This is a genomic window from Micromonospora sp. WMMC241, assembly GCF_027460165.1.
Taxonomy (GTDB): domain Bacteria; phylum Actinomycetota; class Actinomycetes; order Mycobacteriales; family Micromonosporaceae; genus Micromonospora; species Micromonospora humi.
This window is the reverse complement of sequence record NZ_JAPZBF010000002.1, coordinates 16,560-40,117: the sequence shown is the minus strand read 5'-3', so window position 1 is coordinate 40,117 and position 23,558 is coordinate 16,560. Positions and strand designations below refer to the sequence as shown.

Here is a 23,558-nt window from a genome sequence, read left to right as displayed (position 1 = left end):
GCCGGGTTCTGGAGGAAGCGCGAGATGGTCAGCGAGTCGCCCGAAAGGGTCGGTGCCGCTGCCGGGTAGGTGCCAGGCACTTGTTATCTCCCTTCGAGTTTCTCAGCTGCCGCCGACGAAGCGGACCTTGGCGCCGCCGGTGGCGGCGGTGGTGGCGCGGCCGAGCAGGGTGCCCGCCGCCGCGGCGGTCGCGACCGACGCCGTGGTGGCGACGCCCGACGCCGCGGACACGATGCCGTCACCGACGGCGACCGTGCCGGTCGAGGTCAGCTCGTGCTCGACGTTGTTCAGGGGCCACACCGTGACCCGGGCGCCGCTGGCCGCGTCGTGCGCGGCCACCCCGACGACCTTCGTCGACGCGGCGCCGGCGGTACCGACCGAACTGGCGGTGGTCGCCTCGACGAGCTGGCCACCGGTGATGGTGGTGCTGGCGGTCTTCGTCATCGGCTGCGCGCCGCCGGCGTAGACCGGGCTGTAGTCGGCCATGACTCAGGCCCCCTTCCGGTTCGGCGGGAACAGCCCGGCGAACTCCATCTCGAAGTCGGCGTCGTCGCCCGGGCCGGCGTAGCCGAGCGCCGCGGTCGGGATGACGTTCTTCTGCAGGCCGTTGATGACCTCGCGGGTGCCCTCCGGGTCGGCGTCCCACAGCCGCGTCCAGTGGTCCTTGCGGGCCGGCGCGAACTTGCCGTCCCGCACGGCCTGGTTGACGACCTCGTCACGCTCGTCGCGGCGACGCCGGGCGTCGGCCGCCTGCAGCTGCCGGATCGCCTCCTGCTGCGCCTCCCACGCGCTCGCGTCGATGACCATCGTCCCGGCCGCCGAAGGGCGGGGAGACGACGGCGCGGGCGCGGGCTCGGACGGCGACGGGCTCGGGGCCGGCTGGGTGGGCTGGCTGTTCTCGACGAGACCGGCGGAGCCCAGGGCCGCCTTCACCTCGTCGTCGGAAGCACCGGGAGCCAGCCCCAGCGCCTCTCGGATCTTCGCCGGATCCATGCGGCCGGCTCCCTTCTCTGGTGCGTCCCCCGCCTGGTTGACGGGGGTGGTTCGCTGCGCCGCCGCGTGGATGCGGCGGGCGGCCTCCGCGGCCGTGACCTTCTGCCGGGAGGAGTTCGTGGCGGTCGCGTCGGGGTCGTCGGCCACCTCGTCGGCCAGACCGGCGTCCACCGCCTCCTGCGCCGTGTACCAGGTGTCGCGGGCCATCGCGGTGCGGAACTCCGCCATCGGGCGGCCCGAGCGGGCCGCGTAGATGCTGGCGATCGAGTCCGACACCCGGTCGAGGACCTCGGCCATGTCCCGCATGTCCCGGGCGTTGCCGATGGCCAGACCCGCCGCGTCGTGGATCATCATCTGCGCGCCGCGGTTCATCGTGACCCGGTCGCCGGCCTGCGCGATGAACGACGCCGCCGACGCCGCCAGCCCGTCGACCACCACGTGCACGCTGGCCCGGTGGTCCTTCAACGCGTTGAAGATCGCGATGCCGTCCCAGGCGTCCCCGCCAGGGGAGTTCAGCCGCAGCGTGATGTCGTCGGCGTCCAGAGCGCGCAGCTCGGCGGCGAAGTCCTTCGCGGTGGTGCCGGCCCAACCGATCTCGTCGTAGATCGACACCACGGCGGACCGGGCGCCGGCCTTGGCCTCGATGCGGTACCAGTCGCCGGCCTTCGCCGTCGGCCGGGCCCGCAGCCGCTCCAGGTGCGCCGGCAACTCCGGCAGGGCAACCTCAGCCATCAGGGATTCTCCTCGATCGAAGGGGTCCGCGGCGGATAGTCCTTCGGCGGCAGCCCGTACGCCTGCCGGGCCGCCTCCTCCAGCGAACGGTCCGGCAGCAGGATCCCCGCGTCGGCGAGCATCTTCAGCGCCTGAGCCGTCGCCGCCTGCCGCGAACCGATCTCGTCGAACACCACCCGCGGCGCCGGCTCCGACTCCCCAAAGTTCAGATCGACCAGGTCCTCGACGATGTGCTGCGTGGCGACATCCGCGATCTGCTGCGCGAGGGTCTGCAAGCTGAGGGTGAAGAAGTCCGCGAAGGTCGTGCCCAACGCCCAGCTGCCGGTCTGCGTGCCGAGGTTGAGGAAGTGCGCGAGGACCGCCCGGGCGATCTGCTCGTCGTGGTAGCGGATCGGCTTGTCAGCGTCCGGGAGGGATCCCTCGACACCCAGCAGACGCATCTTCGCCCCGTGCGGGATGGCCGACCCGGCGGACTGCCCGGCGCGCCAGGCCTGCGCCATCTGCGCGCCCTTGGTCAGGTCCTCTTCGCCCTCGGCGCCCTCGTACAAGGGCACGCCCATGCCGTTGCGTTCGATCGTCTGCGCCTGCACCCGCAGCAGCCGATCCTTGATCAGCCAGTTCTTGTAGCAGGACCGCAGCACCGACCGGCCCAGCCAGTTGCCGCCCTCACGCTCCAACACGTACACGACCAGCCGGTCCACCGGAATCGGGCGGGCCCGCTGTTCGGTCTTCGCGCCGTACTGCGTGATCGAGACCAGCCCACCATCCGGCGCCACATCGATCTTCTCGATGGTGCGGGGCATCCGCTCTGCGAGCTTCCGCAGCCGCGCCCGTCCCTGCTCGTCGATGCGGTACACCTGCTCGAACGGCATGAACCCGAACGGCAGCATCAGCAACGCCAGCCGCAGATGCTCAGACCAGGAGAAACGGTCCCGGGTGCGCGGCATCGGCTCCGGGTTCCGGCCCGCCACCGGCAGGCCGAGGTCCTCGGCGACCAGCCGCACCACCTCATCGCGGGCGCCCGCCGGGTCCAGACGCCACGGTGTCCGCCGCAACGGATAGGTGACCGCCCGCAGCACCGACCCGACCTGCGAGTCCTGGCTGCGCATGGCGTCGTACACGGCCACCGACTCCGGCCACCGCAGCTCCGGCGTCGGCTCATCGTCAGAGGTCCACCAGTTGCCGCCGAGGTGGGCGTATCCGATCTCGTTCACCGGTGCGGTCATCGGTACGACACCCCCTCTCTCAGAAACCCGCGCTGGCCAGCTCGTTCGTCTCGGATCGCACCGTCAACGTCTCAGTGATAACCGGCGCCGCCGGCGGCTGCGGCTTCTCCGCCGTGCCCAGCCCGTGCAGCGCGGCGGTCACCGCGACCAGGCCGGAGATGTCACCGCCCGAGTGCTTGCGGTCCCACGCCCACGCATCCGCCAACTGCCGAGTCGACGACTTGCGCAGCATCTCCAGCAACCGGTCATCGCCCAACTGCCGCAACTGGCCGGTCAACGCCGCGTCGTACAGCCGGCCACAGGCGTGCGCCAGACCACGCATCGTCAGCGGCGTCGGATCCAGCCGCGCCGGAAGCCGCTCCGTCACCTCCGACAGCAGCGACCCACCCGGCCCCGACGGGTCCACCAGCACCGCCGTCACCGGCTGCCGGCCCGCGATCTCACCCAGCCGGCCCGCCACCCAGTCCGTGCCGTCCCGGTACTCGACCAACTCCACATGCGGCAGCCCGTCAGCGCGTAGACCCGCCGCGGCGATCGCCGCCCGGTCCCGATGCCACGACACCTCCCACGCCAGCACCACCGGCCCGACGATCCGCGAGGACGGATCCGCGCACTTCACCCACGCCGTCAGCGGGATCTTCGACGGCTCCAGGTCCGGCACCCGCTGACACAGGCACTCGGTGCGGAAAATCGGCTCCGGGTCCGTCTCCAGCGCCGCCCGCAACGCCTCGAACGAGATGCCCTGCGGGTAGCCCAGCGACGGATTCGCCAACCGCCACATCTGCGGGTCGTCGACCGGGCAGTCATCCGGCGCCGACCACTCGAAGATGCCCATCGACGCATCAGCGGCAGGATCCTCGGCGGTCGCCCGGCCTTTCTCCTGCAACGCGTTGAGCACCACCGACCGGTCGTCACCGGCGTTGGAGAACGCCCAGATCTGCGCCTTGCGGCGGGCCATCGTCGTCTTCGTGACAGCCGCCCACGACTCCCACGTGTGATGCTCGCGCAGCTCATCGAGGTTCACGTCGTCGCCCGACAAGCCACGACCGCCCTTGCGGGACGCCGCGGCGACCTTCCACCGCGACCCGTGCGCGAGCTTCAGCGACTTCTTGCCGTTGACCCGCACGATCCCGCCGTCACGCGGGACCTCGGCGGCCAGCTCCGGCACCGACTCGACGATCTCGACGGCCTTGTCCCACGACTCCTCAGACACGTCCAGGTTCTGCGCCGTGCCGATGACCAGCGGGATCCGCAGGACGAACATCTTCCAGAGGTTCTTGACCTCCACCAGCGTCGTCTTGCCGTTCTGGCGGGCCACCAGCACCAACACCGTGCGGAAGCGGAACCGGCCGTCGGCGAGCAGCTCCAGCGAGTGAATGAGCAGCCAGCGCTGCCACGGCATCAGGTGGAAGCCGAGCACCTCCTCGGCGAACTCCACAGCCGAGAAGCCGTGCGACGTCGCCGGAGTGAGCGCGCACCCGCAGCCACACGGCCCAGGCGGTCCGACCACCAGCGGCGGCGTCCAGATCCTAGGAGTCGTGCTGCCCAGCAGCGGCGCGGATCTGAGCAAGACGACCCCCCACCGGCTTGTCCTTCTTCATCGCCGCCCGCGCCGCCGGCGTCCCGCCCAGGTCGCGCAGCACGCCCTGGAGCTGCGGGCCCAGCCAGCCGACGGTCTTGGTGACCTCACACATCGCTTCGAGTGCCTTCAGCCGCTTGTACGCCGACTCGTCGCCGGCCAAGTCCCGGCGCAGCGCTTCCAGCTCGCGCGCCCGGTCGATAGCCCCCTCGATCTCCTCGGCCTGTCGCAGGGCGAGGGTCTTCAACGCCTCGTCGGTCGGGGTGAGCCAGTCCATGGCGTCGACCGTCGACCGGACAGCATCACGCAGGTCAGGGGTTCTTTCCCGGGTGGCCTCCGGGTCGGCGGAAACCGCTGCGAGGCGGCGAGCGCGAGGCGGCACGACCGGCACCTCCTCACGGAAAGTCACTGTGGGTATGTCACGGAATGTGATGCATGAATATGCAATGCATGGTTATGCAGTGGGGGGCACGGGGTTGGCCGGGGGGAGATTTCCGCGACTGCCCCGGTGGTCCCCTGGCCTGCTGCCGAATTTTTCTGAACCGGACATTCCGTCACCGCTATGCATAACCATTGCATAGTTATACATTGCCGAACGTCACGCAGAGTAACGTTGACTCGTTGTCACCACTCACGGGACGTTCGCACTCCGACGCCGCGACCCGCGTTCGCCACCCGCGCACCGTTCGCACCACCGGCTCGCCTGTTGCACGTCCTGTGCTCAGGCCCCCGGTACTGACCACGGTCGTCATCATCGTGGCCCAGGTCCCACGGCCTGCCCGGCTGGATCAGATCACCACACCGCCAGCAGTCCACCGTGCCGGCGTCCACCTTCGGCGCCCACTGCTTCCGCAGATCCTCGTGCTTGCGGCCGTAGCCGCGGGCTGCGGTGCTGCGCCTGGCCACCGGCTCACCCCCGGGCATGACGAAGCCCCGCCGTCCTGGGGGATGCGGCGGGGCTTCGGAGACAGTGGTGCTGCTGGCATTCATCGTAGGTCAACTCGCGTTGGCGTCAAGCTGACCCGCTGGTCACGCCGCGGTGACGCGTTCGCTGCGGCTGGTGACGTACTCGCCGAGGGCGTGGAGGCTGCCGTCGTCGGCGGCCCAGGTGGCTTGGCAGGCCCGGCAGTGCGCCGCCTGGGCGGTGAGGTTGATGCGCAGCTTGCCGGTGGTGTGGCAGGCGGGGCAGGGCACGTGCGGCTGGTAGAGGGGGGCGATCCAGCCGGTGGCGACGGCGGCCCAGCGCCGCCAGGTGCGCAGTTCCCCGGCGAGCAGTTGCAGGTCGTCGTCGTCGAGTTGCGGTGCGGCGCCGACGAGGGCTCGGATGTTCGCTTCCACGGTGTCGCGGAGGTCGATGCCCAGGGATGTGCACCAGTGGGCGGCGTGGGTGCAGATCGCCGCGTGGGTGCTGAGCGCTTCGAGGGCGAGCGGGGGACGGCTGCGCGGCACCGGGCGCGGGCCGGGCTCTGTACGGCCGTCTGCGGGCTCTACAGCGGCTTGGTGGAGCTGTTCGAGGAGACCGGGTTGGATGGTCCGCCATTCGCGGTATTTGCGGTTGCGGTTGTCGTCCCAGTAGGGGATGCGTTCGGTGTGTTGTCCGGGGTCGCAGAGTTGCTCGGCGAGGCCGGTGATGGTGGTGAGGGTTTGCGTCCGGTCCATGGTGGTCCCCCCTTGTAGGCTTGCCGGCGGTTGGGCGGCTACCTGCGGGTGGCGTTGGTGGGCCGGCGGGGTGGGCGACCCCGACCGGCCCACCGCTGGTTTCAGGGCGGCGGCTGGCTCGTCACAGTGCGGGCGAACCACTCGGCATTCGTCTCCTGCGGCTCAACCAGCCCGTACCACGGGTGCTCGTACCGGACGGCGACGCCGAGCATCACGGCCGGCGGCCGATCGCGGTACTTCGCGGCATCCCCACGGTCGCTGCGAGCCTCGCCGATGTTGCAGGACCGGCAGAGCCACCCCCGGACCAGCGCGGTGTGGTGGTCGTGGTCGACCACGAAGTCCGGGCCGGCACCAAAGTCCGGCGCCCACTGGTGGCCGCCGCCTCCGCAGATGGCGCACCGTCCGCGCTGCCACTTCCAGAGCAGATCCTGACCCTGGCGGGATCGGCGCAGCTCGTCGCCGATGTCGGCCAGTGCCGCCGCCTCCGCTCGGTGTTCATCCATGACAGACCAGCCATGGCACGCCGGCGCGAGACTGTCCTCCCACTCGACGATGAGGGAGGACAGTCGCTCGGCCTCGACCCTGGCGACGAGCTGCTCTTCCTCCGTTGCGTGGGCGGAGCAGGCCGGGGTGAAGCGGGCGCAGAGGGCGCGGCATGCGGTGCCTCGACGGGTAGGACGACCGCAGGATCGGGCCTCGCGGGCGCCTGTGAGCGCCTCACAAGCGTCGCTGATATGCCGAGGCGGGAGACCATGAACCCGGCTCAGGAACGCCTCTACGTCGCTGTCGTCCACAGGTCCATTGTAAAGTAATCTGGAGTTTCGTTTACATAGCAGGTCAGGGGCATCATGAAGCTCACCGGATACCTCCGCGTCAGCACCGAATCCCAGATGGACGGGTTCGGGCTCAACGTCCAGGAAAAGGCCGTTCGGTCCTGGTGCCGCGCCAACGGGCACCGCCTCGTCTCGCTCCACACCGACGCCGGCATCTCCGGAGCGAAGGACGCCGCCGACCGACCCGGCCTGTCCGCCGCGCTCTACGACATCGAGTCCCGGACCGCTGAGGGTCTGCTCGTCCCCCGGCTTGACCGGCTGGCCCGTGCCGTCACCGTCCAGGAGGCCACCCTCGCGCTCGTGTGGCGCCAGGGCGGCCGGGTGTTCGCGGTCGACGGCGGCGAGGTGCTCCGCGACGACCCCGACGACCCGATGCGCACCGCCATGCGGGAGATGGCCGGCGTCTTCGCCGGGCTGGAGCGGCGCATGATCGTGAAGCGGATGCGCGACGGCCGCAAGGCCAAAGCCGAGGCGGGCCGGCACGCGGTCGGCCAGTACGCCTTCGGCCTCCGGGGTGAGGGCAAGGGGCGCGAGCGTGACGCCGCGCCGAACCCCGCCGAGCAGGTGGCCCGGGACGAGGTCGTGCGTCGCCGGAAGGCCGGCGAGTCGTACCGGGTCATTGCCGCCGCGCTGGACGCCGCTGGGCTCCGGCCGCGCCGGGCCGACCGATGGTCCGCGATGGCGGTCCGGTCGGTGGCCCGACGGGCTGGTCTGAGCTGACATAGCTGATCTCACCGGTCTCTGGGAGCTATCAGGTCAGGCGGCGGTGCGGGTTCGGGCGCCGAGGTGGTCGAGGATCTGCTCTCCGATGAACCGCGTGTACGCCGGCGGGATGCCGAGGGCCAGGCCGCGGGGCGACGCCCACGGGGCGCCCATCAGCCGGCGGGCCCGGTCGACTCCGGCGCGCACGTCACCTCCGGGTCGATTGCGGCCGCCGCACGCCCGGTCGTTCTTGGTCAGGTCGCCGTAGACGCCGACGATCCGTACACCCCGGTTGCGGCACCGGTGCGGGCCGGGCGCCATCAGGAGGGCGTTGGACTCGAATAGGCGGTGGCGGGCGAGGTGCCACCCGCCGTCGGTGAGGCCGAACATGGTGCCGCAGAGCATCAGCGGGGATCCCATGATGGTCTTGGCGCCCTCGACGTTCTCGACGACCCAGAGTCCGCCGGTGGCGTCGCCCCACGCGCGGAGGCGGTTGATGGTGTGCGGCAGCATCCAGCCGGTGTCGGTGCTGGCGCCGCGGCGGTGCTCGGCGAGGGTGGCGCGGGTGGTGTGGTCGGTGCACGGCGGGGAGGCGACCACCACCTCGAACCCGTCGAGCGGGAAGGTGGTGGCGTCGCCTTCGACGACGGTGACGTTGGGGTGGCGGACGTGGTTGGCGATGCGCTCGGGGTTGATCTCGACGCTGGTGACGTCGAATCCGGCGAGGGCGTAGCCGTAGGCGGCGAGGCCTTCTCCGCCGAACAGGTCGAGCAAAAGCGGCCGCTTCACGCTTCCTCCTTGGGCTCGTAGCGGTCGCAGCGGCAGGGCCATTCGGTGCAGGTGCCCGAGCCGCGCTTGTGGGACCACTGGCCGTGGCCGCAGTGGCAGGCGTCGTGAGCGGCCGCTTTCGCGACGTGCAGGGGGCGCATGGTCAGTTCCTCCAGAGGCGGGCGGTCAGGCGGGCCCGACGCCGGCGGGCGAGGGCGAGGATCCGGGCGCGGCGTAGCAGCGGGGTGGACTGCCAGCGGGCGTGGGCTTCGACGGCGCACGAAGGGATCACGACGCGGCCTGCGCGATCTGGTCGAGGAGGAACGGCTCGCACGGCTGGGTCCGCGCCCTCGGCACCTTCCGACCCAGCAGCCGCGTGTAGACGACACCCCGACCGCGGGGCCCGTTCGCGGCGAGCAGCGGCACGGCGCCGACCCAGCCGGCGACCTCGAACACCCGGTCCCACTCGGCGGGCGGCAGGGTGCCCGAGCGCTTGGCCTGGATGAACAGGAGCTGGCCGGGCTTCAGTGCGACGAGGTCCACCTTGGATGCGCCCTTGCTCCCCGCGGCTCGCATGACCTCGTAGCCGTTGTCGCGGAGGTCGTCGCGGATCTTGTGCTCAAACCTCGTACCCGCCTGGTAGTGGCTCACCGGGTCACCTCCGCCGGGCACCGGTCGGCGCGGTGCATCTGCCGCATGGTCCGTGCCCGCCCGGCGGGGTGCTGCTCGCACGCCGGGTCCGCGCGCCGGGTGTCCACCGACCCGCACGGCTCCTTCGGGCAGGGGCAGTTGGCTTCGGGGAAGCCAGGCCAGGTGCCGCGGGTGACGTGGAATGCGGCGGGGAGGGTGGCGCGGTCGGCGCGGAGTGCGGCGAGTTGCGCGTCGAGGCGGTCGGCGCGGGCGCGTTGGGCGTCGGCTTCGAGGCGGGCGGCGTCGCGTTCGCGGCGGAGGCGTTCGACGGTGGTGTGGCGGGGGTCGGCGATGGGGTGGGTGGCCATGGCGGGCTCCAGGGGTGGGCGGTGGCGGTGGATGTCGGCGAGGGTCCGCGGGGTCACGGGGTGGCCTCGGCGGGCGTCGGGGCTTTCCACTGCCCGGCGTCGACGGCGGCGGCCAGGTCGCGCTCCTCGGCGGTGAGCTGGTTGCGCCAGTAGGTGGGCGAGTTGGGGCAGAGCTGGCAGGCGGGGATGTGGCCGGCGGGTCCGGGCTTGCCGGGGAAGTCGCAGGCGGGCATCGGCTGGGTCACGGCTGCTCCTTGGTGCGGATGGCGGGCTTCTGCTGGCGGAGGCGTGCGAGGGCTTCGCGTCGTCGGGCGGCGAGGTCCGGGTCGGCCTGTTGCGCGGCGAGCCGGTCGAGGAACTGCGCAGCGAGGGGCCGACGGGCTCGGGGTCCGCGGCGGCCGGCGCGGTGGGGTTTTTGTTGACCTCCCCCCTCTCGGGGTCACGTTCCGCCCTCCCTAAAGGAAGGGCGGAAAACGTGACTTTCCGAGGGAGGGGCCGCGTGACTTTCTCCACGGCGGTGCGTGACTTTCTGACCTGCGGAAACTCGACGGGGGTATCGACGCGTGACTTTCCTCGTGACTTTCGGGCAGACATCGACGCGTGACTTTCTCCGTGACTTTCTTCGGCACGATGCGTGCCCGCCGCATCACTACTGGTATCGGTCATCGGGGGCCTCCTCACCCACGACCCACGACGCCGGAGCGACCGCGAACCAGCGGTCACCGTTGCCCCGACCGCCCTTCCCATCCGTCGCGGCGCGCTCCGTCAACAGCCCCTGCTTCACCAGCTGCCGCAGCTTCCGCCGAGCCTTCTCGACCTGCGCCTTCGACGGGGTCTCCGTCGAGAACTGGCACCGGGCAGCCTCAGCCGCCGACACACCCGTCTCCGCGCAGCGCCGAGCCAGCGCCACCACGTCGGTGTCCTCGTCGTGGAACACCTCCGACAGCCCCGTCTCCCGGTTGTGCCGCACACTCAGCGGCCCCACCTCGTTCATGGGCTGCTTCAGGTGCAGTAGCTCGATCACCGGGTCGCCCGGGTCGCCCCACAACATGACGACGGATCCGGCGCCCGAGGTCAGCCAGGTGGAGCCGTAGATGCCGTTGATGTTGTTCGGTTTGGCTCCGTCCGCGCCGGACTTGACGACGTGATGCAGCTCGACGAGTTGGACACCCTCGGCGAGGGCGAGCTGCCGCGCCCGGTTGTAGCCGGCGCCGACCTCGTCCTTCGACAGACCGACCGCGGCGTCCTTCAAGCTGTCGACGAACACCACGTCGGCGTCGTGCTGCTGGGCCAGCCGCAGCAGCGCTGCCGGGTCGGCGGCGAAGTCCGACGGCGGCGGCCCGGACCAGAACCGGAGGATCTCGGCGAGGTAGTCCCGGCCGATCTCCACCTCGGCGTCGGCGAACATGCGGGCCAGGTTGCGGCGGGCCTGCTCGGGCCGGTCCATGGCCAGGTAGAGGATCCGCCGCTCGCACGGCTCGACCGGGTAGCCGAGGACGTCCCCCGTGATGCCGGCGACCGCGCGCAGGAGCTGCCCGGCGATGGTGGTCTTCCCGACGCCCTGCGGGCCGGCGATCATCAGCGCCTCACCGCGGGCCCACAGGATGTCCTCGCCCTTGCCCCACAGGGCGGGCGGGGTGGGCGGCAGGTCGAGCAGGAACGTGGCGCCGTCGTGGACGCGGGCGGCGTCGTCGGCGGCAGCCTTGGCCAGTTCCGCCTGCTCCTGCGTCCACCGCTGCTCGGCGGCGTGCCGGGCCTTCAGCCGGACCAGCTCGCGTTCGGTCTCGTCTTCGAGGTAGCGGGCCTTCGCCTCCTTCCGCTCCTGCCGGCGGCGCTCCTTGGCCTGCTCGACCTCTTCGCGGGCGCCGGCGGTCTGCCGCTCGAAAGCGGCGTGCTCGTCCGGGTGCCGCTGCGGGTCGAACGGGTTGGGTTCGACGGGGGCGATGACGTCCATGCCTTCCCAGCGGTCCCAATCGGTGTCGAGGCTCACGCGTTCACGTCCTCGCCGGGTGCCAGCACGCGGCCGGTTTCCCAGTCGACGGGCCCGCCGGGGTGCAGCCGGTAGGGGCGGCCTTCGGCGGCGGCGCGGGCCTGCCCGAGGGCGTCCATCTCGGCCATCCGTTCGCGGTAGCGCTCCTCGGCGGTGGGCCGGTGGATGGGGTTGCGGGCCCAGGTGGCGTGGAGTTCGGCGATGTCGCCGACGTACTGGGCGGTGCGCCCGGAGTCGTAGGCGAGGTGCATGAGGAGGGCCACCTCGTCTCGGGTGTAGGTCTGCTGAGGGCCCTGCAAGGAGTCGGCGGCGGCGAGGATGTCGCCGGCGCTCGGGGTGGTGCTGGTCATCAGGTCCCCCTTGGTGCTTGATCTGGTGGTCGGGTTGGCGCCCCGTCGCGCGCTCGATGCGCGGTGCCGGCCTGGCGTGGTGCCGCCCGGGCGGGGCCGGTGGATCAGAACGGGATGTCGCCCTCGGGGGTCGAGCCCCAGCCGTCGTCCTGCCGGGCCGGCGCGGGCCGGGACTGCCGCCGCTCCCCGCCGCCGCTGCTGTTGCGCTCGACCTTCGCGGTGGCCCGGAACAGCGACGGGCCGATCTCGTCGACCTCGATCTCCATGACGGTGCGCTTCTCACCCTCGCGGGTCTCGAAAGAGCGCTGCCGCAGCCGGCCCTGCACGATGACGCGGGTGCCACGGGTGAGGGACTCGGCGACGTTCTCGGCCGCCTGCCGCCACACGTTGCAGGACAGGAACAGCGGCTCCCCGTCCTTCCACTCCTGCGACTGCTTGTCGAACATGCGGGGGGTGGAGGCGATGCGGAACTTGGCGACCGGGGCACCGGACGGGGTGAACCTCAGCTCGGGGTCGTCGGTCAGGTTGCCGACGACGGTGATGACGGTCTCGTTGCTCACTGCTGCTCCTGCTGGTCGACGGCGGCCTGGAGGTGGTCGATGACGCGCTTGGCGTCGTCCTTGCTCAGTTCCTTGGTGGTGGTGATCTCCCGCTCCAGGACGTCGCTGATGTAGCCGAGCCCGGCTTCGCGCTGGCCCTTGCCGGCCTTGCCGAGCAGGACGTGCAGCAGGGACTGCTGACGCGGGGTGATGCCGTCGCTGTCACCGGGAAGCGGCGGGCCGGCGGGGCGGGGGGAGCGCTGCGCGGTGGCCCGCTCCGGCGCCGCCGTGGCGGCGGGTGCGGGGCGGTTCTGCTGGGCGCGCTGGGCGGTGCGCCGGCCCGACGCGGCCTGCCCGTCGTCGTCCTCGTCCTCCGCGGCGACACCCGTCAGCGCCAGCAGCACGTACCGGCGGGCGTAGGTGATCGCCGAGCCCATCTGCTGCGGGTTCTCCGCCAGCTTCAGCGGGTACCGGCCGGCAAGCTTCTCGCCCGACGCGACGTGGGTCAGCTCGTAGGCGAGGACGAACTTGCCGTCGTCGTCGAGGGTCGGCGCGCAGGTGTAGACGATGCCCAGCTCGTTGAGGCGGGCCAGCACCTGCTCGTTGACCTGAACGAGGTCGGCGTACTTCGACTGGTGTCCGGCCTTGTTCTTGGTGAGGGTGGGCGGCTTGGCCTGGAAGTCGGCGAGCGCGGCGAGCAGCGGGCTGGTGGTCATCAGAACGGCACCTCTTCGGTCTCGTCGGCCTTGGCCAGGACGTAGGTGGAGGCGGTCGGCGCGACGATCGGCTCACCGACCAGGTCGCGGAGGCTGCCGACGATCCGGGCGACCTCCTTGACGTAGAGGAAGTCCCGGTACTGGTCCTCGCCGCACTCCAGCGGCACGAAGTCGTAGACGCCGTCGGGGCGCAGGTGCACGCCGGCGCAGAAGTCCACGTTGGGCATGTCGACGGGCTCGCCGTCGGCGCCGATGAGGTACTCGGAGAACCGGTACGGGGAGAGCTGGAGGGCGACGTCGCCGAAGATCCCCGACTTGCCGGTCTTCCAGTCGACGAGGCCGCGGGCGTAGCCGTCGTCGCGGCGTGGGATGTGTTCGTAGCGCGCCTCGTCGGGGAGCAGAACGTCGGCGATCAGGTCGAGGGTGCCGACGTGCCGCTGGGTTTCGGAGTAGACGACGGCTTCGACGTGGAGGGGCCGGACGTCGAAGTCGTCGAGGAACCGGACGCAGGCTTGGACGTAGCCGGTGAGGTGGTCGGGGACGGTGACGCGTTCGCCGGCGACGAGCTTCTCGGCGAGGGTGTGGATCTCGGAGCCTTTGTTCGCGGCGGCGTCGCGCTTCTCGTACCGGCCGCCCTTGATCTTCTTGAGGCGTTCGGAGGTGGGGAGTTTGGCGAGGTCGTCCCAGTGGTCGACGGCGTATTCGGCGGTGGCGTCGCCGGCCCAGTTGAGCAGGGCGGGCTTGGGGAGGCCGTTGCCGGTGGTGGTGGTGACGCCGTCGACTTTCTGGCCGGTGTCGAGGTCGACGTACCAGTGGTTGCGTCCTCGGTTGACGCGCTGGATCTTCACTTGCCACTTCCCTTGACGAGTCGGAGGTGTCCGCCGCGCTTCTCGCAGCCGGGGTGTCGGTCGTAGATGGCGGGTGTGCCGTCCCAGCCGGCTGCGGCGGCGGGGTCGAGGAGGCTGCCGCAGCCGGTGCAGAGGGCGCGGGGTTCGGCGGGGGCGGTCATGCGGCGACCTGCTCTTGAGCGATCCGCCGGACGCGCCGCTGGCGCTTCCAGTACGACTTGACGCTCTCGGTGGTCGACCCGATCGCCTTAGCGATCTCCGACCAGGTGGCGCCGTTGGCGCGCATCTGGACCATCTGGTCGTGGTGCTCGCCGGGTCCGCCGCGCCACCGGCGCAGCTGCACCCGCTTCAGGTCGATGCGCTCGACGTGGCTGAGTCCGCCCCACACGCCGTGCAGTTCGGTGACCGGCTGGTCGAGTGCCCACAGCCGGCAGCGGGCGAGCAGCGGGCATCGGCGGAAGATGGCTTTCGCCTCGGTGGAGTCCTGGCCGCGAGGCGGGAAGAACAGGGTGGTGTCGACGCCGCGGCACGCCGGGGCGGCCGTGGTGGCGTTGAGGAAGTCCGGGTAGTTGCTCATGCCGGCACCGCCACGGCCGCGTCGAGGTGTTCCAGCTCGACGGCGAGCCGCCCGCCGATGGCCCGGCAGTACCGCTGCGGGCTGATCAGCACCAGGCCGGTCCGGGTGCGCTCGTAGTTGCCGACGGCGCTACCCGAGCAGCCGAGCCGCTCCCCGACCTGCCGGCGGGTGAGGCCGGTCGCCTCGCGGGCGGTCGCGAGGTCGGCGAGGAGGTTTTGCTGGTCCCACCGGTCGGCGTCGGTGGGGTCGGTGGGGCGGAACAGGCCGGCGGCGGGGTTGTCGTAGGGGCCGCCGGGGACGCCGTCGGGGTAGAGGACGATGCGGGCGTTGATGCCGCGGGCGAGGCGTTGGAGGACGGCGATGTGCCAGTTGGTGCCGGTCTCGATGTTGGCGACCCAGCCCTGGCTGGCGCCGATGTGCTGGGCGAGGGCGGCCTGGCTGTAGCCGAGGTCGACGCGCCGCTCGACGAGCATGTTGCGCAGGTTGATGCGGGCGGTGTGGTCGTCGGGGTGCAGGTCGTCGAAGAGGATCACGCCGCCACCCCCAGCTGTCGGCCGCTGTTCTTGCGGCGCTTGATGGCTTTGCGGTCGGCGTGGCTGGTGGCGCCCCACACGCCGTACACCTTGTCGGTGGGCTGGTCGATGGCCCACCGGCGGCAGCGGATGCGCAGGGGGCAGTCGCCGCAGATGGCTTTCGCGGCGTCGATGTCGGTGGGCTTGTCGCTGAAGAACAGGTCGGTGTTCTGGCCGCGGCAGGCGGGGTCGGCGTCGGGTTCGTCGAGGAAGGCGGGGAACTCGCCGAGCTTCATCGGTCCGGTGCTCATGGCTTTCTCCGGGTGGGCAGGTGCAGGAGGAGGTAGGTGCCGATGGCGGGTAGGGCGATGGCGAGGAGGGTGCTCACGACGTCGCCTCCTGGGTGTCGTCGGCGCCGGCGGCGGCGAACACCTCGCGGACGACGCGCATGGGCGCGGTCGGGTCGGTGATGTCGGCGCGGAGCTTGTCGAGCTGGTCGCGGATGGCGTCGCGGATGCGTTCGTGGCTGACGACGGGGGCGACGGCGCGGACGGCCCGGTTGTCGTCGTCGCGGGGCGGGGGCCGGTAGCCGGCGGAGACGCAGTTGGAGGTGCTGATGGTGCGGCGGCCGTGTTCGTTGATGGGGTCGCCTTTGCGCCAGCGGTGCTGGCCGCCGGTGGTGTTGGTGTCGGTCACGGGAGCAGGTCCTTCCAGGTGAACGCGGCGGGTGAGGTGTCGTCGATCCACGCCCGGAAGCGGGCCAGTTCTGCCTCTTGGGCGTGGGTGAGGTGCACGGCCTTCGCGCGGTTGTGGATGGCGGTGGTGGCGGCCCGGGCGGTGTCGGCGACGCCGTTTCCTTCGCGTCGGAGTTCGGCGAGGGCGTCGGCCAGGAGGAGCGCGGCGGCGATGACGCAGGTGCCGAGGGCGGTGAGGGTGACGACGTCGCCGACGGGCATCAGACGGCCGCCGTCTCGACCGGTTCGATGTGGCTGAGAGCGATGCACGCCCCCTCGTCCTCGACCCACACGACAGCGGTGTGACCGCTGAGCATCTGGGCGCCGGTGCGGGTCTTGCTGGTGCGGCCCTCGCCCTCGCGCGCGCCCTTCCAGTAGCGGACGGGCGTACCGATCAGGTGGCGGCTGTTGAACTCGACGACCAGCGCCTGCTCGCGCTCGGTCTTGGCTGCCTTCTCCTGCATCGCCGTCAGCTCGGTCTTCAGCTCGTTGACCTGGTTGGCCCAGTGGGTGACGGCCTGGGCGTGGCTGGCGATCTCGGCCTGGGCGCGGTGGAGGTCGGCGTGCTTCTCGGCGAGCTGCGCGCGGAGCCGGTCCAGCTCGGCGGCCTGGTCGTCGGCCTTGACGCCGAGGGCGTCGCGCTCCTGACCGAGCTTGGCGACCAGCGCGCCGACCAGGCCGTCGCCGACGTTGACGGTGCCGTCGGTGGTGTCCGGCCAGTCGATGCTGATGCTGGCGGTCTTGACCAGCTCGGCGACCTGCTCGGCGAACCCGTCGGGCTCGTCGGGCATCTCGGTGTCGTCGAGGCGCTCGCTGATGGTCAGGGTGTCGATGTCGCGGGCCGCGTTGAGCATCAGCTCGGCGGCGATGTCGGCGGGGGTGACAGTGTCGGTGGTCATGCTGCTGCTCCGATCAGGAGGTTGAGGACGCGCCAGGTGGCGGTCTGGGCGGCCCACACGGTCAGGTAGAGGGCTGCGCCGGTGGCGAGGGCGACAGCCCAGAAGGTGCGGTTCACAGGTGACCTCGGGTGGCGTGGCGTTCGGCGTGGAGTTGGGCGATGTGCCGGCGGGCCGCGTCGCGCTCGGCGGTGACCTTGTCTAGGTCGCCCTCGGCCTGCCACAGCGCAGCGGTGACGACGGCGCAGAGGACGCCGAGGAGCGTGACGATCAGCCAGCCGGTGGTGGTCATGCCGCCCGCCGCCCGGCGGGAAGGTGCGCGTCGGCGGCGGCCTGGCGGCGCAGCTCCGGGTCGCGGATCGCGATGTCGGCGGCCCACAGCCGGTGCCGGAGTCCGTCGGCGGCGCGGGCGTGCCGCCAGGCGCGGACGGCGAGCAGGAGCAGGACGAGGACGAGGATCCGGCTGGTGATGGCGGGTGGGAGGGCGATGGTGGGGGTGAGGACCCCGGCGGAGATGAGCAGCGTCTTCACTGGGTCACCTCCGGGCCGTCGAGGCAGCACCGCTCGCCGGCGGGGGCGGGGCAGCCGTTCAGGCAGGTGCCGCAGGCGGTCTCGTCGTCGGGGCAGCCGGTGGGGCTGTTGGGGCAGCACGGCGGGATGCCGGCGGGCTGGCCGGTGGGCGTGATGTAGACGGTGAGCGGGGCGGTCATCAGGCGGCCCTCCGGGTGTCGGTGGTGCGGGGCAGGTCGCCGTGGGCGATCCGCCGGGCCTGGTCGATGAGCTGGGCGAGGTCGGCGGGCACCCGGTGCTCGCCGGCGAGGTGGGCGATCTCGCGGGTGAGGAACCGCAGCCGGCCGACGATCTCGGCGTCTTCGGCGACACCCGCCGGGAGCAGCGGGGTGACGGTGGCGGTGGGCGCGTCGGGGTTGTGGCCGGCGAGCGCCGGGTCGGTGGCGACCGGGAAGTCGTTGCTGCCGTTCCGCCACCAGTGGTCGAGGTGGGTGGTGGGTTCGGCGGTGGCGGGCCACGCGTTGGGGCCGGGGGTGTTGGGCATGGGGTTGGTGGGGGTGCGGGGTTCCAGTTCGCTGCGGGGTGCGGGGACGGTCCAGCCGGTGTGGGCGAGGACGGCGGCGAGGTCGAGCGGGCCGGTCATCGGGTGCCGTCCTCAGTCGCGGCTCCGCCGTCCGGCTGGATCTGCGCGTGGACGGAGAACGACGGCCCCCACCGCTCGCCATCGAAGAGGGTCACGTGCTCGATGCGGGGGATGTCCCCGCTGGTGCCGCCGTCCTCCTCGATCTCGACGCCGAGGTGGTCGGCCCACCGCTCCAGGTCGGCTCGGCTGTCGAGCACCCCGACGGAGAGGCGGGCGCTCATCAGGTCGGCGACGGGCAGCTTCAGGTTGACGATGTCGTAGGCGATGCGGTGCAGCTCGGTGGCGAGACGCTCGCGCAGGACGTTGGGGTCGTTGCTCATCGGGTGCTCCCGGTGGTCGTGGGGCGCAGGACCGTGCCCTGGGCCCGACGGATCTGGATCTGCTCGTCGACCAGCGCCCGGTACTCGGAGCCGGGCAGGGCCTCGACGCGGGCGGCCTCCACGGCGAGCTGCTCGTCGGTCATGCGGACGAGGCGGACGGCGTAGCGGCGGCAGGCGTCGGCGACGGTGAGGGGGCGAATCGCGGCGCATTCGGCGTGGCAGGCGTCGGTGACGACGACCTCCCGCAGCGTCGGGGCGGTCACCGGGCACCCCCGGTCAGGGCGGTGTGGGCGGCGGTGAGCCGGTTGAGCGCGACCCAGCGGCGCTTCATCGCCCGGATCGCCCGGGTGCGGCCGGCGGAGTCACCCGCCGCCCACGCGTACCCGTGGTCGCTGGCGGCGCGGGCGCAGCGCTCGGCCATGGCGAGGATCGCGGCGGCGAGGAGCTGGGCGGGGTCGCCGCTGGCGTGTGCGGCCCGGTAGACGTCGACCACGCGGGGCGGGCGCGTCGGGGCGGTCACCGGGACACCTGCTCGAAGCCGACGGGAAGCACACCGACCGCGATTAGGCACCTGACGGCCTCGGCGGGGTGCGTCACCCGGTGGTGGAACGGCGTCAACTGCCACTCGCCGCCCCCGCTACGCCGGCTGACGCCGATCAGCTCGCAGGCGTCCGACCAGCCGATGCACATCGTCGCGTCGGCCGTGTCGGGGGCGTTGTACCGGTAGCCGTAGGAGCCGAGGCGGGGCCAGCCGTTGGTGCGCAGCCAGCGGACGATCTCGGCGATGGCCTGCCGGTGCTCGCCGGGCGCGAAGTGCGGGTAGCTCGGGATGGTGGGCGCGGCGGTCACTTGAGGCCACCCTTGCAGCCGTCCCAGCACTCCCACTCCCGCTGGGAGTAGCCGAGGCCGGAGTACAGCGTCTTCAGGTCCTGCGTGGCACCGCAGCGGCGGCACCGCCTGTCCGTGTACGACGTCTCGACGATCGCCTGGAACTCCAGCTCGTTGCTGTACAGCTCGCCGAGGATCTCGAACACCACGTCGTCCTCGCCGAGCTGCGCGTACTCGCGGACCCGGGCGAGGGTCTTCCCCATCACCGAGTCGATGTCGCCGCCGGCGGGGATGAGCGCCAGGTGGTTGCCGAGGGTGTCGTAGACGACCCGGCCGGCGTCGCCGACGACGGTCCAGCGGGGCGACCCGTCCGCGGGGTGTTCGGTCTTGGTGCTGGTGGTCCCGGTCATCCGGTAACCTGCCTTTCGGTCGGCGCTCCGCGATGTCCTTGCCGGGATGCGGGGCGCTGTTCGCTGTCCGGGCCCGGTCGGGTCCGGGGTGGATCAGGCGGCCGTGCGAGCGGCGCGGCGAACGCGGCCAGCGGCGCGGCTGGGGGTGGCGGTCACCGCAGGCTCGAACAGCTGCTGCTTGATGGCCTCGACGTCCTCCGGCGCGAAGCGCACGCCGCCGGCGGGCCGGCGGTGGGGGAGAACCCGGGCGGTGACCTTGTCCCGCACCCAGGAGCGCTTGACGTTCATCAGCTCGGCGAGTTCGTCGATCGTCAGCCACTTCTCGCTGGTCATGGCGTACCTCCTTTCGATCTCTCTCCGGCCTTCTCCGGTCTGCTCCGGTTTCTGGCCGCGCACAGAACGTAGCCCGAATGTGTGCGCACGCACAAGGGGTACGGAGGGCTGGTCTGGCATCATCTGAAAGTCGGATGTGCGAGCCGCGCACAACCGAGGAATGCGGGGAGAGCAAGAGGATGTCGCCCAACCTCGGCACTTACACGCAAGGCATCGACGATGTGCGTGATCACACGCACGTGACAGCCCGCGCAGCCGTCCCTAATCTCGTGCGCGTGCGCACAGTCGAATGGCCGGAGCGTGAGGCGTTCGTCGCCCACCTCGACCGGCTGAAGGATGCCCGCGGGTTCCGCTACGACGTTGCGCTGGCCGAAGCCGCCGACATCTCCCACTCCGCGATCAGCAACTGGCGCTCCGGGAAGCAGAAGCCGAGCCTCGCCGCCATCACCAAGCTGGCGTCAGCGCTCGACGTGTCCGCGCACGACCTGGCCGCCCGGGCGGGTGTCGCCGAAGGGTTCGCGCAGGCGTCCACCCCCACCCAGCTCCCCCCGGAGCTGGAGGCGCTGCTGGATCACTACCAGACCGCGGAGCCCAACCGGCGGGCCGAGCTGTTGAGCTTCGTGGCGCGAGTCAACGAGTGGTTCGAGGCCACCGCGCCTCGCCCGGCCGAGGGCCGTTCCCGCCGGGCAGGCTGACCCCCGTGTGGGTCGAGAAGCACGGCCCAGGCTGGCGCATCCGCGAGCAAGTCGGCGGCCGGAAGCTGACCATCGAATCCGGCTACCCGACGAAGACCGCCGCCAAGGCCGCCATGACCCGCATGACCGCAGACCGGTGGCGGGGGGAGTACATCGACCCGCGGGCCGGCCGAGTCACCCTCAACACCTGGATCGACGCCTGGTGGCCGTCGTACGCGGCGACGCTGAAGGCCACCACCCAGCGCACCGAGGACTCCCGGGTGCGCAACCACGTCCGCCCGATCCTCGGCGACTTGCCGCTCGACGAGGTGGACACCCTCGCCGTGCAGCAGTTCGTGTCCCGGCTCGCCGCCGGCCGGTACCCGGGCGGGCGCCCACTGACGCCGAAGACGATCCGCAACAGCCACGCGATCCTCCACAAGCTGCTCGACGCCGCGGTCGCTCAGCGGCTGATCCGGGTCAACCCCGCTGGCTCGACCGGCCTGCCGAAGGTTCGCCGACAGGAGATGCGGTTCCTGACCACGCCGGAGATCGGCCGGCTGCTCGCGGCGACGCCGGAGCACTGGAAGCCCTTCGTCACGCTGCTCGTCGCGACGGGGCTGCGGTACGGGGAGGCGGTGGCGCTGAAGGTGGGCCGGGTGGATGTGCTCGCCGGCCGGCTGGAGGTGCTGGAGGCGATGCACGACGGGATCGGCGGGGTGCCGATCTTCACCGATCCGAAGTCGGAGCGGTCGCGGCGGACCGTTACGTTCCCGCCGGCGGTCGGCCATGCGCTGGCGCCGCTGCTGGTCGACAAGGGCCGCGATGATCTGGTGTTCCGGGACCTGGATGGCGTGCGGGCGGTGACGCGGAACTTCCGGCAGCGCGTGTGGCCCCGCGTCCTGGCGGAGGCGGGGCTGGGTCGGGTGCGGCTTCATGACCTGAGGCACACCCACGTCGCGCATCTGATCAGTGCGGGGGTGCCGTTGACGGCGGTGTCCCGGCGGATGGGTCACGCGTCGATCTCGGTCACGTCGGACGTGTACGGGCACCTGCTCGCCGAGGTTGACGAGGGGGTGATGGCGACGGTCGCGGGGATGCTCCCGGCGCCCGCCGATGGGGGGCTGGTGGGGGGAACGCCGCCGGAGCAGACCGGAGCGGACCGGAGCCGACAGGAGCAGAATGCAGGCCAGGTACGGCGGTAGCGGCTCCACCAGGAGCCCGGTTCGGGTTCGAATCCCACACCCTCCGCGATCATCTCACCCCTGTTTGCGCAGCTCAGCCCCGGTTTTTAGGCCGGGGCTGAGTGCTGCTGGGGGGCTGGTGGGGAAAGTCAGGCACCCCCACCGCCGTTGATGGAGTGAAGGTGGGCAATGGGCTGCGTGTCGCCGACGGGGATCTGCTGCTCCTCTAGGAGCCGGAGCACCTTGTCGACCTTCACCTTGACGACCTCGACCTCCTGGTCGCAGAGGCGGATCTTCTCGGCGAGGGACTCTCGCTCCTCATGCTGCTGCCGGAGCCGCCGGTTTTCGGCGATGAGGGCCTGGGTGTGCTGGCGCAGGTCCACCACCCGCAGCCACCCGCACATGGCCGGACCGCCGAGCGCGCAAGTGCCGGCGAGGACGACGGAGAGCATGTTGAAGGGCTCGGCGATGGTGAACGACGTGAAGGCGACCAGGACCCGGGCGGTGATGGCGATGAGGGCGATGGCGCAGATGCCACCGGCGATGCTCCACAGGGCGGGTGTGGCTCGCTTGGCGTGGTGGTACACGGTCTGATCAGCTCCGATCGGTTGTGCTGGGGAGGGTGATCGGAGGCGGTAGCGGTCGCCTCCTGCCGGGGCCCGGTGTGGTGGTGGCGGGGCTGCCGGCGCGTGGCCCACCTGGGTGGGCGCGGGAGGCTCAGGCTGGTCCGGGCTCGATGCAGGTATGCCGCGATTCGGGCAGCTGGGATCGGGCGCGGAGGTGGTCGAGGCGCCCGTGTGCGGGGAGTCCGATGGTGCCGGCGAGGTCGCCGGTGGGCTGCCCAGCCTGCCGGTCGCCGCCGGTGTTGCTGGTGGTGGCGTTGTCGCAGCCGGCTTCGGGGTGGTCGGGCTGGCCGGGTGTGCCGGGGCAGCCTGGTTTCGGGCGGGCTGAGGGCTGGGGTCGCTGGGCGAGTGCGGTGAGGCGGTCGAGGAGGGCCTGGTAGTGGGCGTCCGTGGGGCTGACCAGTTCCCCGCATTCGGGTGGTGGGTCTTCGAGCAGGGCGGCGGGGAGTTCGCCGAGGGCCGTGAGGGCGGCGGTGGCGATGGTGTGGCCGATGGTGGGGCCGAGGATGGTCGGCAGGATGCGGGGGAGGATGCCCGGCGCCGGCTGCGGCTGCGCGGGTAGCGCTTCGGCGTCGGGGAGGGTGGCCGGTTGGGTGCTGGGGAGGATGACGGCGATCGGTGGCACGTCCACGACGAGCGGCGGGACGTCGACGATGACGGGCGGCACGGTGACGACGACCGGGGGCACGTCGACCACGACGGGTGGGGTGGTGACCGGGGGCACGACCTCGTCGACCACCTCGGTGACGTCCTCGACGGTCTGGCAGATGCCATTGACGAGCGGCACGTCGCAGAGGGCCGGCGTCGGGCTGCTGGGTTCGGGCTCCGGGGCGGCCTCGATCGGCTCCGGTTCGGGGTCGGGTGCCCGGTCGGTGTCGCGGGTCGGCGTCGTCGGTTCGGGTTCGGCGGGCCGCGTCGGCTCGGGTTCCGCCTCGCGCGTCGGCTCGGGCTTCGGGGCCGGGGGTGTGGCGGGCTCCTCGGCCGGCTCATCCTTCGCGGGCGGCTCGGGCTTGTCCACCTTCACCGGCACGACGTCGGTGACGGCGTCGACCAGCTTGCGCACGGACTCGCCAGGAAGACCGCGGTCGGGCGTTCCCCCCGGGCGTTCGGCCGCGGCCTGCGGCTTGTCGTCCGCCGACGCGGCGTGGGTGGCGGCGTCGTACGCGGCGAGGCCGAGGCCGGCGCCGGCGGTGAGGGCGGCGGCGATGGCCCAGCGGCGGATCGTGGTGCGGATGGCCATCACCCCCCGATGCGGCCTACGGGGTCTGATCCATGGGACCCCTGCGGTGTGGTGAGCTGGTGTCTCAACTCGCCACGGGTGGTTGTCGCCGGGCAAGTGTCTCGTGTCCGGCGGTAAGCCGACATCGTGCCGCAGTCGCGC

General features: G+C 71.7%; 39 protein-coding genes. 3 read left to right on the top strand and 36 right to left on the bottom strand.

All coding sequences use genetic code 11. From position 1 onward, the window contains the following. Positions 1 to 102 precede the first annotated feature (102 nt). The 7 genes from O7598_RS31335 to O7598_RS31305 all read right to left on the bottom strand — a co-directional run bounded on the left by O7598_RS31335 (position 103) and on the right by O7598_RS31305 (position 6,692). Complete coding sequence (locus tag O7598_RS31335; RefSeq protein WP_269694687.1) at positions 103 to 486, bottom strand: capsid cement protein; 384 nt, start codon at positions 484 to 486, stop codon at positions 103 to 105. Positions 487 to 489: 3 nt separating this feature from the next. Further along, positions 490 to 1,725 (bottom strand): head maturation protease, ClpP-related, encoded by a 1,236-nt coding sequence (locus tag O7598_RS31330; RefSeq protein WP_269694688.1) that lies wholly within the window; start codon positions 1,723 to 1,725, stop codon positions 490 to 492. Continuing rightward, positions 1,725 to 2,951, bottom strand: a complete 1,227-nt coding sequence (locus tag O7598_RS31325) for a phage portal protein family protein (protein ID WP_269694689.1) — start codon at positions 2,949 to 2,951, stop codon at positions 1,725 to 1,727. The genes O7598_RS31330 and O7598_RS31325 overlap by 1 nt, the downstream gene beginning before the upstream one ends. Positions 2,952 to 2,970: 19 nt before the next feature. Further along, entirely contained in the window at positions 2,971 to 4,389 is a 1,419-nt protein-coding gene (locus O7598_RS31320) for a terminase large subunit (RefSeq protein WP_269689418.1), read from the bottom strand. Between the two features lie 91 nt (positions 4,390 to 4,480). Then, a complete protein-coding gene (locus tag O7598_RS31315; protein WP_442929908.1) occupies positions 4,481 to 4,840 on the bottom strand; it encodes a terminase small subunit in 360 nt (119 codons plus the stop codon). 719 nt (positions 4,841 to 5,559) lie between these two features. Continuing rightward, entirely contained in the window at positions 5,560 to 6,189 is a 630-nt protein-coding gene (locus O7598_RS31310) for a DUF7341 domain-containing protein (protein WP_269689420.1), read from the bottom strand. 101 nt (positions 6,190 to 6,290) lie between these two features. Further along, a complete protein-coding gene (locus tag O7598_RS31305; protein WP_269689421.1) occupies positions 6,291 to 6,692 on the bottom strand; it encodes an endonuclease domain-containing protein in 402 nt (133 codons plus the stop codon). Positions 6,693 to 7,037: 345 nt separating this feature from the next. On the opposite strand from O7598_RS31305, the gene O7598_RS31300 reads away from it, so the two are divergent. Continuing rightward, the gene (locus tag O7598_RS31300) at positions 7,038 to 7,742 is read left to right on the top strand and encodes a recombinase family protein (protein ID WP_269689422.1); all 705 of its coding nucleotides are present in this window, start codon (positions 7,038 to 7,040) and stop codon (positions 7,740 to 7,742) included. Between the two features lie 36 nt (positions 7,743 to 7,778). On the opposite strand, the gene O7598_RS31295 is transcribed toward O7598_RS31300, so the two are convergent. From O7598_RS31295 to O7598_RS31165, 27 genes are all read right to left on the bottom strand, one after another. Beyond that, entirely contained in the window at positions 7,779 to 8,513 is a 735-nt protein-coding gene (locus O7598_RS31295; protein WP_269689423.1) for a hypothetical protein, read from the bottom strand. A gap of 142 nt (positions 8,514 to 8,655) precedes the next feature. Beyond that, the gene (locus tag O7598_RS31290; protein ID WP_269689424.1) at positions 8,656 to 8,784 is read right to left on the bottom strand and encodes a hypothetical protein; all 129 of its coding nucleotides are present in this window, start codon (positions 8,782 to 8,784) and stop codon (positions 8,656 to 8,658) included. Then, complete coding sequence (locus O7598_RS31285) at positions 8,781 to 9,143, bottom strand: restriction endonuclease (RefSeq protein ID WP_269689425.1); 363 nt, start codon at positions 9,141 to 9,143, stop codon at positions 8,781 to 8,783. Before O7598_RS31285 ends, O7598_RS31290 begins: the two co-directional genes overlap by 4 nt. Continuing rightward, positions 9,140 to 9,547 carry a hypothetical protein gene (locus O7598_RS31280; RefSeq protein WP_269689426.1) on the bottom strand — a complete coding sequence of 136 codons (408 nt, stop codon included), beginning with the start codon at positions 9,545 to 9,547 and terminating at the stop codon, positions 9,140 to 9,142. Before O7598_RS31280 ends, O7598_RS31285 begins: the two co-directional genes overlap by 4 nt. Beyond that, positions 9,544 to 9,735 carry a hypothetical protein gene (locus O7598_RS31275; RefSeq protein WP_269689427.1) on the bottom strand — a complete coding sequence of 64 codons (192 nt, stop codon included), beginning with the start codon at positions 9,733 to 9,735 and terminating at the stop codon, positions 9,544 to 9,546. The genes O7598_RS31280 and O7598_RS31275 overlap by 4 nt, the downstream gene beginning before the upstream one ends. 404 nt (positions 9,736 to 10,139) lie before the next feature. Further along, positions 10,140 to 11,480: an AAA family ATPase gene (locus O7598_RS31270; protein ID WP_269689428.1), complete on the bottom strand. Its 1,341-nt coding sequence runs from the start codon at positions 11,478 to 11,480 to the stop codon at positions 10,140 to 10,142. Then, complete coding sequence (locus tag O7598_RS31265) at positions 11,477 to 11,830, bottom strand: hypothetical protein (protein WP_269689429.1); 354 nt, start codon at positions 11,828 to 11,830, stop codon at positions 11,477 to 11,479. Before O7598_RS31265 ends, O7598_RS31270 begins: the two co-directional genes overlap by 4 nt. A gap of 104 nt (positions 11,831 to 11,934) precedes the next feature. Further along, positions 11,935 to 12,390 carry a single-stranded DNA-binding protein gene (locus O7598_RS31260; RefSeq protein WP_269689430.1) on the bottom strand — a complete coding sequence of 152 codons (456 nt, stop codon included), beginning with the start codon at positions 12,388 to 12,390 and terminating at the stop codon, positions 11,935 to 11,937. Continuing rightward, positions 12,387 to 13,085 (bottom strand): ERF family protein, encoded by a 699-nt coding sequence (locus O7598_RS31255; RefSeq protein ID WP_269689431.1) that lies wholly within the window; start codon positions 13,083 to 13,085, stop codon positions 12,387 to 12,389. The genes O7598_RS31260 and O7598_RS31255 overlap by 4 nt, the downstream gene beginning before the upstream one ends. After that, positions 13,085 to 13,933: a hypothetical protein gene (locus tag O7598_RS31250; RefSeq protein WP_269689432.1), complete on the bottom strand. Its 849-nt coding sequence runs from the start codon at positions 13,931 to 13,933 to the stop codon at positions 13,085 to 13,087. Before O7598_RS31250 ends, O7598_RS31255 begins: the two co-directional genes overlap by 1 nt. Further along, a complete protein-coding gene (locus tag O7598_RS31245; protein WP_269689433.1) occupies positions 13,930 to 14,094 on the bottom strand; it encodes a hypothetical protein in 165 nt (54 codons plus the stop codon). Before O7598_RS31245 ends, O7598_RS31250 begins: the two co-directional genes overlap by 4 nt. After that, a complete protein-coding gene (locus O7598_RS31240) occupies positions 14,091 to 14,510 on the bottom strand; it encodes a WhiB family transcriptional regulator (protein ID WP_269689434.1) in 420 nt (139 codons plus the stop codon). Before O7598_RS31240 ends, O7598_RS31245 begins: the two co-directional genes overlap by 4 nt. Continuing rightward, on the bottom strand, positions 14,507 to 15,043 hold the full coding sequence (locus tag O7598_RS31235; protein WP_269689435.1) for a helix-turn-helix transcriptional regulator: 537 nt from the start codon (positions 15,041 to 15,043) through the stop codon (positions 14,507 to 14,509). Before O7598_RS31235 ends, O7598_RS31240 begins: the two co-directional genes overlap by 4 nt. Beyond that, the gene (locus tag O7598_RS31230) at positions 15,040 to 15,333 is read right to left on the bottom strand and encodes a WhiB family transcriptional regulator (RefSeq protein ID WP_269689436.1); all 294 of its coding nucleotides are present in this window, start codon (positions 15,331 to 15,333) and stop codon (positions 15,040 to 15,042) included. The genes O7598_RS31235 and O7598_RS31230 overlap by 4 nt, the downstream gene beginning before the upstream one ends. 73 nt (positions 15,334 to 15,406) lie before the next feature. Beyond that, positions 15,407 to 15,718 (bottom strand): hypothetical protein, encoded by a 312-nt coding sequence (locus O7598_RS31225; RefSeq protein WP_269689437.1) that lies wholly within the window; start codon positions 15,716 to 15,718, stop codon positions 15,407 to 15,409. Then, positions 15,715 to 15,978, bottom strand: coding sequence for a hypothetical protein (locus O7598_RS31220; RefSeq protein WP_269689438.1), 264 nt, complete (start codon positions 15,976 to 15,978; stop codon positions 15,715 to 15,717). Before O7598_RS31220 ends, O7598_RS31225 begins: the two co-directional genes overlap by 4 nt. Continuing rightward, a complete protein-coding gene (locus O7598_RS31215) occupies positions 15,978 to 16,655 on the bottom strand; it encodes a hypothetical protein (RefSeq protein ID WP_269689439.1) in 678 nt (225 codons plus the stop codon). The genes O7598_RS31220 and O7598_RS31215 overlap by 1 nt, the downstream gene beginning before the upstream one ends. A 112-nt stretch (positions 16,656 to 16,767) precedes the next feature. Further along, the gene (locus O7598_RS31210; protein ID WP_269689440.1) at positions 16,768 to 16,944 is read right to left on the bottom strand and encodes a hypothetical protein; all 177 of its coding nucleotides are present in this window, start codon (positions 16,942 to 16,944) and stop codon (positions 16,768 to 16,770) included. Further along, positions 16,941 to 17,183, bottom strand: a complete 243-nt coding sequence (locus O7598_RS31205; RefSeq protein ID WP_269689441.1) for a hypothetical protein — start codon at positions 17,181 to 17,183, stop codon at positions 16,941 to 16,943. The genes O7598_RS31210 and O7598_RS31205 overlap by 4 nt, the downstream gene beginning before the upstream one ends. Then, entirely contained in the window at positions 17,180 to 17,362 is a 183-nt protein-coding gene (locus tag O7598_RS31200) for a hypothetical protein (RefSeq protein WP_269689442.1), read from the bottom strand. The genes O7598_RS31205 and O7598_RS31200 overlap by 4 nt, the downstream gene beginning before the upstream one ends. Further along, the gene (locus tag O7598_RS31195; RefSeq protein WP_269689443.1) at positions 17,362 to 17,805 is read right to left on the bottom strand and encodes a hypothetical protein; all 444 of its coding nucleotides are present in this window, start codon (positions 17,803 to 17,805) and stop codon (positions 17,362 to 17,364) included. The genes O7598_RS31200 and O7598_RS31195 overlap by 1 nt, the downstream gene beginning before the upstream one ends. Further along, a complete protein-coding gene (locus O7598_RS31190) occupies positions 17,802 to 18,125 on the bottom strand; it encodes a hypothetical protein (RefSeq protein WP_269689444.1) in 324 nt (107 codons plus the stop codon). Before O7598_RS31190 ends, O7598_RS31195 begins: the two co-directional genes overlap by 4 nt. Beyond that, positions 18,122 to 18,388 carry a hypothetical protein gene (locus tag O7598_RS31185; protein ID WP_269689445.1) on the bottom strand — a complete coding sequence of 89 codons (267 nt, stop codon included), beginning with the start codon at positions 18,386 to 18,388 and terminating at the stop codon, positions 18,122 to 18,124. Before O7598_RS31185 ends, O7598_RS31190 begins: the two co-directional genes overlap by 4 nt. Beyond that, positions 18,385 to 18,645, bottom strand: coding sequence for a hypothetical protein (locus O7598_RS31180; RefSeq protein ID WP_269689446.1), 261 nt, complete (start codon positions 18,643 to 18,645; stop codon positions 18,385 to 18,387). The genes O7598_RS31185 and O7598_RS31180 overlap by 4 nt, the downstream gene beginning before the upstream one ends. Beyond that, the gene (locus O7598_RS31175) at positions 18,642 to 18,974 is read right to left on the bottom strand and encodes a hypothetical protein (protein WP_269689447.1); all 333 of its coding nucleotides are present in this window, start codon (positions 18,972 to 18,974) and stop codon (positions 18,642 to 18,644) included. The genes O7598_RS31180 and O7598_RS31175 overlap by 4 nt, the downstream gene beginning before the upstream one ends. Continuing rightward, positions 18,971 to 19,363 (bottom strand): hypothetical protein, encoded by a 393-nt coding sequence (locus tag O7598_RS31170; RefSeq protein WP_269689448.1) that lies wholly within the window; start codon positions 19,361 to 19,363, stop codon positions 18,971 to 18,973. The genes O7598_RS31175 and O7598_RS31170 overlap by 4 nt, the downstream gene beginning before the upstream one ends. A gap of 93 nt (positions 19,364 to 19,456) precedes the next feature. Then, a complete protein-coding gene (locus O7598_RS31165) occupies positions 19,457 to 19,696 on the bottom strand; it encodes a helix-turn-helix domain-containing protein (protein WP_269689449.1) in 240 nt (79 codons plus the stop codon). Positions 19,697 to 19,971: 275 nt separating this feature from the next. On the opposite strand from O7598_RS31165, the gene O7598_RS31160 reads away from it, so the two are divergent. Both O7598_RS31160 and O7598_RS31155 read left to right on the top strand, forming a co-directional pair. Further along, positions 19,972 to 20,391, top strand: a complete 420-nt coding sequence (locus tag O7598_RS31160) for a helix-turn-helix domain-containing protein (RefSeq protein ID WP_269689450.1) — start codon at positions 19,972 to 19,974, stop codon at positions 20,389 to 20,391. A 5-nt stretch (positions 20,392 to 20,396) separates the two neighbouring features. Next, complete coding sequence (locus O7598_RS31155; RefSeq protein ID WP_269689451.1) at positions 20,397 to 21,575, top strand: tyrosine-type recombinase/integrase; 1,179 nt, start codon at positions 20,397 to 20,399, stop codon at positions 21,573 to 21,575. Between the two features lie 128 nt (positions 21,576 to 21,703). Here the strand turns inward: O7598_RS31155 and O7598_RS31150 are convergent, their stop codons facing one another. Next, complete coding sequence (locus O7598_RS31150) at positions 21,704 to 22,141, bottom strand: hypothetical protein (RefSeq protein WP_269694648.1); 438 nt, start codon at positions 22,139 to 22,141, stop codon at positions 21,704 to 21,706. A gap of 130 nt (positions 22,142 to 22,271) precedes the next feature. After that, positions 22,272 to 23,417, bottom strand: coding sequence for a hypothetical protein (locus O7598_RS31145; protein WP_269694649.1), 1,146 nt, complete (start codon positions 23,415 to 23,417; stop codon positions 22,272 to 22,274). Positions 23,418 to 23,558 lie beyond the last annotated feature (141 nt).

What these genes read in the sequence shown, in the direction of transcription:
- O7598_RS31220 (WP_269689438.1), bottom strand. Translation starts at nt 15,978, where the DNA reads ATGCCCGTCGGCGACGTCGTCACCCTCACCGCCCTCGGCACCTGCGTC.
- O7598_RS31190 (WP_269689444.1), bottom strand. Translation starts at nt 18,125, where the DNA reads ATGAGCAACGACCCCAACGTCCTGCGCGAGCGTCTCGCCACCGAGCTG.
- O7598_RS31165 (WP_269689449.1), bottom strand. Translation starts at nt 19,696, where the DNA reads ATGACCAGCGAGAAGTGGCTGACGATCGACGAACTCGCCGAGCTGATG.
- O7598_RS31200 (WP_269689442.1), bottom strand. Translation starts at nt 17,362, where the DNA reads ATGACCGCCCCGCTCACCGTCTACATCACGCCCACCGGCCAGCCCGCC.
- O7598_RS31170 (WP_269689448.1), bottom strand. Translation starts at nt 19,363, where the DNA reads ATGACCGGGACCACCAGCACCAAGACCGAACACCCCGCGGACGGGTCG.
- O7598_RS31265 (WP_269689429.1), bottom strand. Translation starts at nt 11,830, where the DNA reads ATGACCAGCACCACCCCGAGCGCCGGCGACATCCTCGCCGCCGCCGAC.
- O7598_RS31330 (WP_269694688.1), bottom strand. Translation starts at nt 1,725, where the DNA reads ATGGCTGAGGTTGCCCTGCCGGAGTTGCCGGCGCACCTGGAGCGGCTG.
- O7598_RS31325 (WP_269694689.1), bottom strand. Translation starts at nt 2,951, where the DNA reads ATGACCGCACCGGTGAACGAGATCGGATACGCCCACCTCGGCGGCAAC.
- O7598_RS31210 (WP_269689440.1), bottom strand. Translation starts at nt 16,944, where the DNA reads ATGACCACCACCGGCTGGCTGATCGTCACGCTCCTCGGCGTCCTCTGC.
- O7598_RS31230 (WP_269689436.1), bottom strand. Translation starts at nt 15,333, where the DNA reads ATGAGCACCGGACCGATGAAGCTCGGCGAGTTCCCCGCCTTCCTCGAC.
- O7598_RS31305 (WP_269689421.1), bottom strand. Translation starts at nt 6,692, where the DNA reads ATGGATGAACACCGAGCGGAGGCGGCGGCACTGGCCGACATCGGCGAC.
- O7598_RS31215 (WP_269689439.1), bottom strand. Translation starts at nt 16,655, where the DNA reads ATGACCACCGACACTGTCACCCCCGCCGACATCGCCGCCGAGCTGATG.
- O7598_RS31240 (WP_269689434.1), bottom strand. Translation starts at nt 14,510, where the DNA reads ATGAGCAACTACCCGGACTTCCTCAACGCCACCACGGCCGCCCCGGCG.
- O7598_RS31335 (WP_269694687.1), bottom strand. Translation starts at nt 486, where the DNA reads ATGGCCGACTACAGCCCGGTCTACGCCGGCGGCGCGCAGCCGATGACG.
- O7598_RS31255 (WP_269689431.1), bottom strand. Translation starts at nt 13,085, where the DNA reads ATGACCACCAGCCCGCTGCTCGCCGCGCTCGCCGACTTCCAGGCCAAG.
- O7598_RS31300 (WP_269689422.1), top strand. Translation starts at nt 7,038, where the DNA reads ATGAAGCTCACCGGATACCTCCGCGTCAGCACCGAATCCCAGATGGAC.
- O7598_RS31145 (WP_269694649.1), bottom strand. Translation starts at nt 23,417, where the DNA reads ATGGCCATCCGCACCACGATCCGCCGCTGGGCCATCGCCGCCGCCCTC.
- O7598_RS31245 (WP_269689433.1), bottom strand. Translation starts at nt 14,094, where the DNA reads ATGACCGCCCCCGCCGAACCCCGCGCCCTCTGCACCGGCTGCGGCAGC.
- O7598_RS31195 (WP_269689443.1), bottom strand. Translation starts at nt 17,805, where the DNA reads ATGACCGGCCCGCTCGACCTCGCCGCCGTCCTCGCCCACACCGGCTGG.
- O7598_RS31310 (WP_269689420.1), bottom strand. Translation starts at nt 6,189, where the DNA reads ATGGACCGGACGCAAACCCTCACCACCATCACCGGCCTCGCCGAGCAA.